Raw genomic sequence first — 11,855 nt, forward strand, 5'->3', positions numbered from 1 at the left:
GTTAGATCGCATTACGCAGGCTGAGGTTTTCCGGGTGCGGCTGCAGGTAGGCCTGCTGCGCGATGTAGCGGTCCGGATGTTGGCGAAAGTGATGCTTGAGCAGGGTCAGCGGCACTACCAGCGGCACGATGCCGTGGCGGTATTGGCCGATGACGGTTTGCATTTCCTGTTTGTCGTCGGCGCTGATCGCCTGCTTCAGATGCCCGCTGATGTGTTGCAGCACGTTGCTGTGGGTGCCACGGGTGGCGCACTGGCTCAGGCCGGTCATCAGGTCGCTGAAATAGCAGGCGGACAATTCTTCCAGTTGCGTGCTTTTGCCCATGCTGCCGAGCAAGTGGCCGAGGCGTTTGTAGTGCGCCGGGCTATGGGCCATCAGCAGGTATTTGTAGCGCGAGTGAAAGGCCAGCAGGCGGTGGCGGGTCAGGCCGTCGGCCAGCAGCTGTTGCCAGCTGGCGTAGACGAACACGCGAGTCAGGAAGTTTTCCCGCAGCACCGGGTCATTCAGCCGACCGTCTTCTTCCACGGGCAGGTTGGGATGGCGTGAGCAGAACGCCTGGGCGTAGATGCCGCGCCCACCGCCGTCCACCGGGGTGCCGTTGGCGCGGTAGACCTTGACCCGCTCCAGGCCGCACGACGGGGATTTCTGCATGAAGATGTAACCGCACAGGTCGGTGTGTTCCAGCGCCATCTGTTGGCCGTAGTCGTTCAGCGGCTGGGTGACGTTGAGTTCGCGGTGCACCGTGCCGACGGCTTGCGGATGGGCCGGGTCGCCCACCAGGCGGATCGGTTCACGGGGGATGCCCAGGCCGATGGCGACTTCGGGGCACAGTGGCACGAAGTCGAAGTAGTCGGCGAGGGTCTGGCTGCACAGCAGGGATTGTTTATGCCCGCCGTTGAAGCGCACGTTTTCGCCGAGCAGACAGGCGCTGATGGCGATCTTGGGTTTGGTGGTGCTGGACATACGCGAACCCCGGCAAGATTCCTGTACAAGATAATATTCTTGTACAACTAAATCTCATCATAGGTTCGAAGCTGTACAAGTCAAACTTTTTGTACAGGTTATTTCCAGCCGATCTTCCAGTCCTCGGCGTTTTGCAGGGTTTGCCACGCCAGGCGCTCGGCTCGGCGGGTCAGCACGGCTTGCAGTTCGATTTCCAGCACGGTGCCTTCCTCGTCGCGAAACAGCTCGGTGACGAGGAAGTGTTTTTCTTTGTGGCGAGGCTGGGCTGCTGTCCACTTCGACAGCAGCAACTTGGCGGGGTTGATGCGGTTCATTGCAGGTGCTCGATCAAGCGTCGCGCCGCTTCCTGGCCGCTGAGCCAGGCGCCTTCCACGCGGCCGGACAAGCACCAGTCACCGCACACATACAGGCCCAGGTCGGCGTCGGCCAGCACGCCGAACTCGTGGCTGCTCGACGGTCGTGCGTAGAGCCAGCGGTGCGCCAGGCTGAACGACGGCGCAGGCATGGCGCTGTGCAGCAGTTCGGCGAAGGCGCCGTGCAGGTGTTCGATCACCGCTTCCTTGGCCAGGTCCAGGTGCGCCCGGCTCCATGCGCTGGTGGCGTGCAGCACCCAGGTGTCCTGGCTGGCGTCACGCCCTGGTTTGCTGCGGTTGCGCGCCAGCCAGTCAAGGGGGCTGTCTTGGACGAAGCAGCCTTCCATCGGTGTATCCAGGGGTTTGTCGAAAGCCAGGGCGATGGCCCAGGTCGGGTCCATCTTCACCCCGGCGGCGGCGCTGGCCAGTTTCGGCGCGGCGGCGAGCAGGGCGGTGGCCTGGGGCGCGGGCGTGGCGATGACCACGTGGCTGAACGGGCCGTGGCTGCCGCCGTCGGCATCCAGCAGGTTCCAGTGCTGTGTGCCCTGGAACACTTCGGTGATGCGGCAACCGAATTGCACCGGCAAGTCATCGAGCAAGGCGCGGGTGATCGCGCTCATGCGCGGCGTGCCGACCCAGCGCACCTGTTCATCGGGGGAGGGTGTGAGTTGGCCGGACTTGAAGTTGTACAGCTGGGGTTTCCACTGCTCGGCCCAACCGTTGCTTTGCCAGCGTTGCACTTCGTTGACGAAGCGCCGGTCGCGGGCGGTGAAGTATTGCGCGCCCATGTCCAGTGAGCCGGCATCGCTGCGCTTGCTGGACATGCGGCCACCGCTGCCGCGGCTTTTATCGAAGAGTTGTACAACGTGCCCCGCGTCTCGTAACGCTTGGGCGGCGGAGAGACCGGCAATGCCGGTGCCGATGATCGCGATGGGAACAGTCATGGGAGGCCTCGTTTTACCTTTGGGTACAGACTACGCCGACACCAATAGCTGTACAATATTGTTTTTTGGTATAAGTTTTGGCGTACCTGTTCTTACGGCGTGGCCTATGGTTAACGTTGAGGCTACGCCCGATTGCAAATGATCCCTGCCTATAAAATAGACCAGTGATCGGCGGCGAACGTTACATGAGGAGTGTCCCATGCATATTTTGCTGACCGGCGGTACGGGTTTGATCGGCCGCCAACTCTGCCAACACTGGCTTGCCCAGGGCCATCGCCTGACCGTGTGGAGCCGTCACCCGGAACAGGTTGCCAAGGTCTGCGGCGCTCAGGTGTCGGGAGTCGGCCGCCTACAACAGGTTATCGGCCCGGTGGACGCGGTCATTAACCTCGCCGGTGCGCCCATCGCGGATCGCCCTTGGACCCACAAGCGCAAGACGTTGTTGTGGAACAGCCGGGTCGGCCTGACCGAAACCCTGCTGGCGTGGCTCGATGAGCTGGCGCAAAAACCGGCGGTGCTGATCTCCGGTTCCGCCGTGGGCTGGTACGGCGACGGCGGCGAGCGTGAGTTGAGCGAAGCCAGCGGCCCGGTGCAGGACGATTTCCCTAGCCAACTGTGCATCGCCTGGGAAGAAACTGCGCAGCGCGCCGAAGCCCTGGGCATACGCGTGGTGCTGGTGCGCACGGGCCTGGTACTGGCGGCCGAGGGCGGCTTTTTGTCGCGCCTGTTGCTGCCGTTCAAGCTGGCGCTGGGCGGGCCGATCGGCAATGGTCGGCAGTGGATGCCGTGGGTGCATATCAAGGATCAAATCGGCCTGATTGATTTTCTTCTGCACAACGCCGACGCCAGCGGTCCTTATAATGCGTGCGCGCCACACCCGGTGCGTAACCGCGAGTTCGCCAAGACCCTGGGCCAGGTGCTGCATCGCCCGGCGTTCATGCCGATGCCGGCTTTTGCGTTGAAGGTCGGGTTGGGCGAGTTGTCCGGGTTGCTGTTGGGCGGGCAGAAGGCCGTTCCGGAGCGGTTGCTGGCGGCCGGTTTCACTTTTCAGTTCACTGAGTTGCGCGCGGCCCTGGATGACTTGTCCAGCCGCCTCTAAAGATAGGATGTTGCATGACGGATCACGCGTTGTTACTGGTCAACCTGGGTTCACCGGCGTCCACCTCGGTGGCCGATGTGCGCAGCTACCTCAATCAGTTTTTGATGGACCCCTACGTGATCGACCTGCCGTGGCCGGTGCGGCGCTTGTTGGTGTCGCTGATCCTGATCAAGCGCCCCGAGCAGTCGGCCCACGCCTACGCTTCGATCTGGTGGGACGAAGGCTCGCCGCTGGTGGTGCTCAGCCGCCGCCTGCAACAACAAATGACTGCGCAATGGAGCCAAGGCCCGGTGGAATTGGCGATGCGCTACGGCGAGCCGTCGATTGAAAGCGTGCTGACCCGCCTCGCCGGCCAGGGCATCCGCAAGGTCACGCTGGCGCCGTTGTATCCACAGTTTGCCGACAGCACCGTGACCACGGTGATCGAGGAAGCCAGGCGTGTGGTGCGCGACCACAAACTCGACGTGCAATTCTCGATTCTGCAACCGTTTTACGACCAGCCCGAATATCTCGACGCCCTGGTCGCCAGCGCGCGGCCGTACGTGGAGCAGGATTACGACCACCTGCTGCTGAGTTTCCATGGCTTGCCTGAGCGCCACCTGACCAAGCTCGACCCTACCGGCCAGCATTGCTTCAAGGATGCCGACTGTTGCAAGAACGCGTCTGCCGAGGTGCTCAAGACCTGCTATCGCGCGCAGTGCTTCAGCGTTGCCCGTGACTTTGCCGCACGCATGGGGTTGCCCGAAGACAAGTGGTCGGTGGCGTTCCAATCGCGCCTGGGCCGCGCCAAGTGGATCGAACCCTATACCGAAGCCCGTCTGGAAAGCCTGGCCCGGCAAGGCGTGAAGAAGCTGCTGGTGATGTGCCCGGCGTTCGTGGCCGACTGCATTGAGACGCTGGAGGAGATTGGTGATCGCGGGCTGGAGCAGTTCCGCGAGGCGGGGGGCGAGGAGTTGGTGCTGGTGCCGTGCCTGAATGATGATCCGCAGTGGGCGAAGGCGTTGAATACCTTGTGTGAAAAAGCACCCGTTGAGCTGTAACTGAACCTGGCGCAGTCTAAATGTGGGAGCGGGCTTGCTCGCGAATGCGGTGGATCAGTCAAATAATAAGTGACTGACATACCGCATTCGCGAGCAAGCCCGCTCCCACAGTTTTTACCGCGTTACAGATTGAGGGTCAGGCTGACCGTGAGATTGCGCGGTTCACCCGGGTTGACCCAATAGTTGCTGTAAGACCGCTCGTAGTACTTCTCATCAAACAGGTTATTGAGGTTCAGTCCTACGGTGACATTCTCTGTGGCCTTGTAATGCGCCAACACATCCACCGTGTGATACGCCGGCAGCTCAAAGCTAGTGCCGGCCTCACCGGAACGATCCCCCACATAAGTAAACGCAGCGCCCACGTCTGACCCGCGCAACGCGCCGTCCTGGAATTCATACACGCCCAACAGACTGCCGCTGCGCTTGGCCACGCCAAGGATGCGGCTGCCGGCGGGAATGGCTGTGTCGCCTTTGGTGACTTGGGCATCGATGTAGGCAAAGGCCCCGATCACCCGTACGGCGTCCGTCACTTGCCCGGTCAGCTGCAGGTCAAAGCCCTGGCTGCGCGCCTTGCCCATGGCGCGGTTGAGGTTGGTGGCCGGGTCGAGGGTGAGCACGTTTTCCTTCTCGATATGGAAGGCGGCGAGGGTGGCGCTGAGGCGGTCGTCGAACAGCTCGCTCTTGATCCCCACTTCGTAGCCCACCCCTTCTTCCGGCTTGAAGCCTTTGCTGTTGGCGTCCAAGCCGCTGTTGGGTTTGAACGAGGTGGAGGCGTTGGCGAACACGCCGACTTCTGGCGTGAGCTGGTAGAGCAGGCCGGCGCGCTGGGTAAAGGCGTCGTGGGTCTGCTTGCCCGGCGGCGCGTTGCGGGTGAAATCGTCGATGCGTTGCTCGAAATGCTCGAAACGTGCGCCGACCATGCCGCGCAGGCGCTCGGTGAAGACGATCTGGTCTTGCAGGTTCAGCGCGTGGCTTTTGGTCTGTTCGAAGAAGTCGGTGCCGCTGCGTGTGCCGTTGGGTTTTATCTGGCCGTAGACCGGGTTGTAGAGGTCGATGGCGTAGGGGCTGCCGGCGATGGCGGTGACCCGTTCGTTCTTGCGGTAGTCCTCGTATTCGGTGCCGACCAGCAGTTCGTGTTGCCAACTGCCGATGTCGAACAGGCCGCGCAGTTCCAATTGGGTGATGCTGTCGTGCCAGCCCATGGAGCGTTCGCGGTAGCGGCGGTTGAGGGTGTGGCCATCGGCATTCAGTGCGCGGTTTTCCGAGGCGTCGCCCCACAGGCTGCCCTGTTTGTAATGGCTGGCCAGGCGCAGGCTCCAGGCGTCGTTGAGGTGATGTTCGAGGGCGGCCTGGATGCGATTGTTGTGGTTGTCGATGTCGCCGTCGTTGGGTTCGCCGAGGAAGGTTGAGCGAGATACGCCGGGGGCGGCGACGATGCCGCGGTCGAAGGTGGAGCTGTGGCGCACGAATTCGCTTTCGACGAGCAGCGTGGTATCCGGGTCCAGCTGCCAACTGAACGAAGGGGCGACGAATACGCGCTTGCTCTGCACGTGATCGCGGAAGCTGTGGTTGTCCTCCACTGCCAGGTTGACCCGTGACAGCACGTGGCCTTCGCTGTCCAGCGGCGTGTTGACGTCCAGGGCGGTGCGGTAGCGGTCCCAACTGCCGGCGCTGGTTTGCAGGGTGGTGAAGGCTTCAGGCTGGGGCTTTTTGGTGACGATATTCACGGTGCCGCCGGGATCGCCGCGCCCGTAAAGGCTGGCGGCGGGGCCCTTGAGCACTTCGATGCGTTCGATATTGGCCGTGTCCGGGGTGCTCGGGTAGCCACGGTTGGCGCTGAAGCCGTCCTGGTAGAACTCGGACGTGGTGAAGCCGCGCACGCTGTATTCGTAGAGCGTCAGGCCGCCGAAGTTGTTCTGCTTGGACACGCCGCCGGCAAATTCCAGGGCGCGCTCGACGTTGGTGCTGCCCAGGTCTTTGAGCACCGTGGCCGGAATCACGCTGATGGATTGTGGGATGTCGCGAAGGGCGGTGTCGGTTTTGGTCGCGCTGGCCGAACGGGTAGCGCGGTAGCCGTTGACCGGGCCTGTGGCGGACTCGTAAGCGTCGGTGGTGACGCTGATGGCATCGAGTTCCAGGGTGTTGTCTTCGGCGAAGGCGGGGTCAAGCAATAGACCCAAGGCCAGGCCAGCCAGGGGGGCAATTCTTCGAGACGGCATGATAGAGCGTTCCAATGTCGATATTGAAACAATATAACATGCCTAATGAGAATGAATCGCTATGAAATATGAGCTTTCAGGTGCCCGCGAACAGGCACCTCGCCGAGGGCGTTTATTCCTCTTCTTTCACCGGCGCCGGTGGTGGGCGCAGGCCGATTTCCGCTGAGAGCTTGATCTCCTTGCCGTTGCGCATCACCAGGATCGTCACCTTGTCGGTCGGTTTGATCCGCGCCACTTGGTTCATCGACTTGCGGCCATCGCCGGCCGGTTCGCCGTCGATGCTGAGGATCACGTCGCCCAGTTGCAGGCCGGCTTTCTGTGCCGGGCCGTCACGGAAGATCCCGGCGACCACGATGCCCGGCCGCCCGGTCAGGCCAAACGATTCGGCCAGGTCCTTGGTCAGCGGCTGTACTTCAATGCCCAGCCAGCCGCGGATCACCTGGCCGTGCTCGATGATCGACTTCATCACTTCTGTCGCCAGCTTCACCGGGATCGCAAAGCCGATGCCCTGGGAGCCGCCGGACTTGGAGAAAATCGCCGTGTTGATACCGGTCAGATTGCCATTGGCATCCACCAGCGCACCGCCGGAGTTGCCCGGGTTGATCGCCGCGTCGGTCTGGATGAAGTCCTCGTAGCTGTTCAGGCCCAACTGATTGCGCCCAGTGGCACTGATGATGCCCATGGTCACCGTTTGGCCCACGCCGAACGGGTTGCCGATGGCCAGCGCCACGTCACCTACACGCAGGCCGTCGGAGCGGCCGAGGGTGATGGAGGGTAGGTTCTTGAGGTCGATCTTCAACACGGCGAGGTCGGTTTCCGGGTCGCTACCGACCACGCGGGCCAGGGTTTCGCGGCCGTCACGCAGGGCCACCACGATCTGGTCGGCGCCGGTGGTCACATGGTTGTTGGTGAGGATGTAGCCCTCCGGGCTCATGATCACGCCGGAACCCAGGCTGGATTCCATGCGGCGTTGCTTGGGCCCGTTGTCGCCGAAATAGCGGCGAAACTGCGGGTCTTCAAACAACGGGTGCGACGGTTTGTTGATGACCTTGGTGGTGTACAGGTTGACCACCGCCGGCGCGGCGATGACGACCGCGTCCGCATAGGTCACCGGGCCTTGTACCACCGCGCTGGTTTGCGGTGCCTGTTGCATGTTCACATCCAGGCTGGGCAGGCCCACCCATTGGGGATAACGCTGAATGATCAGCATCGCGATCAGCACGCCAGCCAACAATGGCCATCCAAAAAAACGCAGTGCCTTGAGCATCAAGTAAGTCCTGACAGGTTGCAGGGGGCGGGAGAGCGCCCATAATGGCGCGCATTATACGAGGCTGTGAGTGCCTTCGAACGGGATATTTAGGAGTCTTTTATGGCCGTTGCCCTGAGCACATTAGTCGACGAAGCTGACCGCTACCTGAACAGCTCCAAAATTGCCGATTATTGCCCCAATGGCCTGCAAGTCGAGGGGCGCCCGCAGGTGATGCGCATCGTCAGCGGTGTGACCGCCAGCCAGGCCCTGCTGGACGCGGCCGTCGAGGCCGGGGCCGACCTGGTGCTGGTGCACCACGGTTATTTCTGGAAAGGCGAGAACCCCTGCATTACCGGCATGAAGCAGCGGCGCCTGAAAACCCTGCTCAAACACGATATCAGTCTGCTGGCCTATCACCTGCCGCTGGACCTGCATCCCGATGTCGGCAACAACGTGCAACTTGCCCGGCAATTGGACATCACCGTCGAAGGCCCGCTGGACCCAAGCGACGCCAAGGTCGTCGGCCTGGTCGGCTCCCTCGCCGAACCGCTGTCGCCCCGCGACTTTGCCCGCCGTGTGCAGGAAGTCATGGGCCGTGAGCCGCTGCTGATCGAAGGCAGCGAAATGATCCGTCGCGTCGGTTGGTGCACGGGGGGTGGCCAGGGTTACATCGACCATGGGATCGCGGCCGGCGTGGACCTGTTCCTCAGTGGCGAAGCCTCCGAGCAGACCTTCCACAGTGCGCGGGAAAACGACATCAGCTTCATCGCCGCCGGCCATCACGCCACCGAGCGTTACGGTGTGCAGGCGTTGGGGGATTACCTGGCGCGGCGGTTTGCGCTGGAGCACCTGTTTATCGATTGCCCGAACCCGATCTGACAAATACCGCCGAACAAATGTGAGAGCTGGCTTGCCTGCGATAGCATCACCGAGGTGCAACTGATACACCGAGGTGTCTGCATCGCAGGCAAGCCAGCTCACACCTGTCCCGTGTTCGTAGTGGGTGATGAGCCAAACCTGGGGGCATATTCATATACCGTTTCGATCTAGTCCGCTCCCTGATTAGAAGAAGGTGCTGTGCTAGCATGCCCCGCTCGAACACGGCCCGCTGGCCGTCCACAAGATCGTTTTTCCGTGAGTAACCATGGTCGACAAACTGACGCATCTGAAACAGCTGGAGGCGGAAAGCATCCACATCATCCGCGAGGTCGCCGCCGAGTTCGATAACCCGGTGATGCTCTACTCGATCGGTAAAGACTCCGCCGTGATGCTGCATCTGGCACGCAAGGCATTCTTCCCGGGCAAGCTGCCGTTCCCGGTGATGCACGTCGACACCCAGTGGAAATTCCAGGAGATGTACAAGTTCCGCGACAAGATGGTCGAGGAGCTGGGCCTGGAGTTGATCACCCACGTCAACCCGGACGGCGTGGCGCAGGGCATCAACCCGTTCACCCACGGTAGCGCCAAGCACACCGACATCATGAAGACCGAGGGCCTCAAGCAAGCCCTGGACAAGCATGGTTTCGACGCCGCGTTCGGCGGTGCCCGTCGCGATGAAGAGAAATCCCGTGCCAAAGAGCGCGTGTACTCGTTCCGCGACAGCAAGCACCGCTGGGACCCGAAGAACCAGCGGCCCGAGCTGTGGAACGTCTACAACGGCAACGTCAACAAGGGTGAGTCGATCCGTGTGTTCCCGCTGTCCAACTGGACCGAGCTGGACATCTGGCAGTACATCTACCTGGAAGGCATCCCGATCGTGCCGCTGTACTTCGCCGCCGAGCGTGAAGTGATCGAGAAGAACGGCACGTTGATCATGATCGACGACGACCGCATCCTCGAGCACTTGTCCGATGAAGACAAAGCCCGAATCGTCAAAAAGAAAGTACGTTTCCGTACCCTTGGCTGCTACCCGTTGACGGGCGCGGTGGAGTCCGAAGCCGAGACGCTGACGGACATCATTCAGGAAATGCTCCTGACGCGAACTTCCGAGCGCCAGGGCCGTGTCATCGACCACGATGGCGCAGGCTCGATGGAAGACAAAAAACGTCAGGGTTATTTCTAAGGGGTTGTCACCAATGTCGCATCAATCTGATTTGATCAGCGAGGACATCCTCGCCTACCTGGGCCAGCACGAGCGCAAGGAAATGTTGCGCTTCCTGACCTGCGGCAACGTCGATGACGGCAAGAGCACCCTGATCGGGCGCCTGCTGCACGACTCCAAGATGATCTACGAAGATCACCTGGAAGCCATCACCCGCGATTCGAAGAAAGTCGGCACCACCGGCGACGACATCGACCTAGCGCTGCTGGTCGACGGCCTGCAGGCCGAGCGTGAGCAGGGCATCACCATCGATGTGGCCTACCGCTACTTCTCCACCGCCAAGCGCAAATTCATCATTGCCGACACCCCTGGCCATGAGCAGTACACCCGCAACATGGCCACCGGCGCGTCCACCTGTGACCTGGCGATCATCCTGATCGACGCCCGCTACGGCGTGCAGACCCAGACCCGTCGCCACAGCTATATCGCTTCGCTGCTGGGCATCAAGCACATCGTGATTGCCGTCAACAAGATGGACATCAATGGCTTTGACCAAAGCGTGTTCGAGTCGATCAAGGCCGATTACCTGAAGTTCGCCGAAGGTATCGCGTTCAAGCCGAGCACCATGGCGTTCGTGCCGATGTCGGCGCTCAAGGGCGACAACGTGGTGAACAAGAGCGAGCGTTCGCCTTGGTACACCGGGCAGTCGCTGATGGAGATCCTCGAGACCGTCGAGATCGCCAACGACCGCAACTACACCGACCTGCGTTTCCCGGTGCAGTACGTCAACCGTCCGAACCTGAATTTCCGCGGTTTCGCCGGCACCCTGGCCAGCGGCATCGTGCACAAGGGCGACGAAGTCGTGGTGCTGCCGTCGGGCAAGAGCAGCCGCGTCAAATCCATCGTCACCTTTGAAGGTGAACTGGAACACGCAGGCCCAGGCCAGGCCGTGACCCTGACCATGGAAGACGAGATCGACATCTCCCGTGGCGACCTGCTGGTGCATGCCGACAACGTGCCGCAAGTGACCGACGCCTTCGACGCCATGCTGGTGTGGATGGCCGAAGAACCGATGCTGCCGGGCAAGAAATACGACATCAAGCGCGCCACCAGCTACGTGCCGGGTTCCATCACCAGCATCGTGCACCGCGTGGACGTGAACACCCTGGCCGAAGGCCCGGCGAGTTCGCTGCAACTGAACGAGATCGGCCGGGTCAAGGTCAGCCTCGATGCCGCCATCGCCCTGGACGGTTACGACAGCAACCGCACCACCGGTGCGTTCATCGTCATCGACCGCCTGACCAACGGCACTGTGGCCGCGGGCATGATCATCGCGCCGCCAGTGAGCCATGGCAGTTCGGCGCAGCACGGCAAGCTGGCCCATGTAGCGACTGAAGAGCGCGCCCAGCGCTTTGGCCAGCAACCGGCGACCGTGCTGTTCAGCGGCCTGTCGGGCGCGGGCAAGAGCACCCTGGCCTATGCGGTTGAGCGCAAGCTGTTCGACATGGGCCGTGCAGTGTTTGTACTGGATGGCCAGAACCTGCGCCACGACCTGAACAAGGGGTTGCCGCAGGACCGTGCCGGTCGTACCGAGAACTGGCGTCGTGCCGCTCACGTGGCGCGTCAGTTCAACGAAGCCGGCCTGCTGACCCTGGCTGCGTTCGTTGCGCCGGATGCCGAAGGGCGTGAGGCGGCCAAGGCGCTGATCGGCGCCGACCGTTTGTTGACCGTCTATGTGCAAGCGTCGCCGCTGGCGTGCGCCGAGCGTGATCCGCAAGGCCTGTACGCTGCCGGTGGGGATAACATCCCGGGCGAATCTTTCCCGTACGACGTGCCGTTGAATGCCGATCTGGTGATCGACACCCAGGCGTTGTCTGTGGATGAGAGCGTCAAGCAAGTGCTGGAGCTGTTGCGTCAGCGCGGCGCGATCTAAAGATCGTCGCTACAAA

The 11,855-nt window shown here is 61.9% G+C and carries 10 protein-coding genes; 5 read left to right on the top strand and 5 right to left on the bottom strand.

From position 1 onward, the window contains the following. Position 1: 1 nt before the first annotated feature. The 3 genes from PSH81_RS03840 to PSH81_RS03850 all read right to left on the bottom strand — a co-directional run bounded on the left by PSH81_RS03840 (position 2) and on the right by PSH81_RS03850 (position 2,258). Entirely contained in the window at positions 2-961 is a 960-nt protein-coding gene (locus PSH81_RS03840) for a DUF523 and DUF1722 domain-containing protein (RefSeq protein ID WP_192297769.1), read from the bottom strand. 98 nt (positions 962-1,059) lie between these two features. Further along, positions 1,060-1,275 (bottom strand): TIGR02450 family Trp-rich protein, encoded by a 216-nt coding sequence (locus PSH81_RS03845; RefSeq protein WP_192297768.1) that lies wholly within the window; start codon positions 1,273-1,275, stop codon positions 1,060-1,062. Next, positions 1,272-2,258 carry an NAD(P)/FAD-dependent oxidoreductase gene (locus PSH81_RS03850; protein WP_226456536.1) on the bottom strand — a complete coding sequence of 329 codons (987 nt, stop codon included), beginning with the start codon at positions 2,256-2,258 and terminating at the stop codon, positions 1,272-1,274. Before PSH81_RS03850 ends, PSH81_RS03845 begins: the two co-directional genes overlap by 4 nt. 199 nt (positions 2,259-2,457) lie before the next feature. Here PSH81_RS03850 and PSH81_RS03855 point away from each other — a divergent pair, with 199 nt between their 5' ends. Both PSH81_RS03855 and hemH read left to right on the top strand, forming a co-directional pair. Continuing rightward, positions 2,458-3,357 (top strand): TIGR01777 family oxidoreductase, encoded by a 900-nt coding sequence (locus PSH81_RS03855; RefSeq protein ID WP_226456535.1) that lies wholly within the window; start codon positions 2,458-2,460, stop codon positions 3,355-3,357. 14 nt (positions 3,358-3,371) lie between these two features. After that, positions 3,372-4,397 (top strand): ferrochelatase, encoded by a 1,026-nt coding sequence (gene hemH, locus PSH81_RS03860; protein ID WP_226456534.1) that lies wholly within the window; start codon positions 3,372-3,374, stop codon positions 4,395-4,397. 122 nt (positions 4,398-4,519) lie between these two features. Here the strand turns inward: hemH and PSH81_RS03865 are convergent, their stop codons facing one another. Both PSH81_RS03865 and algW read right to left on the bottom strand, forming a co-directional pair. Continuing rightward, positions 4,520-6,616: a TonB-dependent siderophore receptor gene (locus PSH81_RS03865; protein ID WP_305392043.1), complete on the bottom strand. Its 2,097-nt coding sequence runs from the start codon at positions 6,614-6,616 to the stop codon at positions 4,520-4,522. 112 nt (positions 6,617-6,728) lie between these two features. Then, the gene (gene algW, locus PSH81_RS03870; protein WP_192297763.1) at positions 6,729-7,883 is read right to left on the bottom strand and encodes a Do family serine endopeptidase AlgW; all 1,155 of its coding nucleotides are present in this window, start codon (positions 7,881-7,883) and stop codon (positions 6,729-6,731) included. A gap of 102 nt (positions 7,884-7,985) precedes the next feature. On the opposite strand from algW, the gene PSH81_RS03875 reads away from it, so the two are divergent. From PSH81_RS03875 to cysN, 3 genes are all read left to right on the top strand, one after another. After that, the gene (locus PSH81_RS03875) at positions 7,986-8,744 is read left to right on the top strand and encodes a Nif3-like dinuclear metal center hexameric protein (protein WP_192297762.1); all 759 of its coding nucleotides are present in this window, start codon (positions 7,986-7,988) and stop codon (positions 8,742-8,744) included. Between the two features lie 265 nt (positions 8,745-9,009). Further along, positions 9,010-9,927: a sulfate adenylyltransferase subunit CysD gene (gene cysD, locus PSH81_RS03880; protein WP_017735179.1), complete on the top strand. Its 918-nt coding sequence runs from the start codon at positions 9,010-9,012 to the stop codon at positions 9,925-9,927. Between the two features lie 13 nt (positions 9,928-9,940). Further along, on the top strand, positions 9,941-11,839 hold the full coding sequence (gene cysN / locus PSH81_RS03885; RefSeq protein ID WP_192297761.1) for a sulfate adenylyltransferase subunit CysN: 1,899 nt from the start codon (positions 9,941-9,943) through the stop codon (positions 11,837-11,839). The last annotated feature ends 16 nt before the right edge of the window (positions 11,840-11,855 follow it).

Origin of the sequence: Pseudomonas sp. FP2335 (assembly GCF_030687535.1) — a bacterium.
Classification (GTDB): Bacteria; Pseudomonadota; Gammaproteobacteria; order Pseudomonadales; family Pseudomonadaceae; genus Aquipseudomonas.

Bases quoted from the DNA above. Each gene is read 5' to 3' on its own strand.
- algW (WP_192297763.1), bottom strand. From the start codon at position 7,883: ATGCTCAAGGCACTGCGTTTTTTTGGATGGCCATTGTTGGCTGGCGTG.
- PSH81_RS03855 (WP_226456535.1), top strand. From the start codon at position 2,458: ATGCATATTTTGCTGACCGGCGGTACGGGTTTGATCGGCCGCCAACTC.
- PSH81_RS03840 (WP_192297769.1), bottom strand. From the start codon at position 961: ATGTCCAGCACCACCAAACCCAAGATCGCCATCAGCGCCTGTCTGCTC.
- PSH81_RS03845 (WP_192297768.1), bottom strand. From the start codon at position 1,275: ATGAACCGCATCAACCCCGCCAAGTTGCTGCTGTCGAAGTGGACAGCA.
- PSH81_RS03865 (WP_305392043.1), bottom strand. From the start codon at position 6,616: ATGCCGTCTCGAAGAATTGCCCCCCTGGCTGGCCTGGCCTTGGGTCTA.
- PSH81_RS03875 (WP_192297762.1), top strand. From the start codon at position 7,986: ATGGCCGTTGCCCTGAGCACATTAGTCGACGAAGCTGACCGCTACCTG.
- hemH (WP_226456534.1), top strand. From the start codon at position 3,372: ATGACGGATCACGCGTTGTTACTGGTCAACCTGGGTTCACCGGCGTCC.
- cysD (WP_017735179.1), top strand. From the start codon at position 9,010: ATGGTCGACAAACTGACGCATCTGAAACAGCTGGAGGCGGAAAGCATC.
- cysN (WP_192297761.1), top strand. From the start codon at position 9,941: ATGTCGCATCAATCTGATTTGATCAGCGAGGACATCCTCGCCTACCTG.
- PSH81_RS03850 (WP_226456536.1), bottom strand. From the start codon at position 2,258: ATGACTGTTCCCATCGCGATCATCGGCACCGGCATTGCCGGTCTCTCC.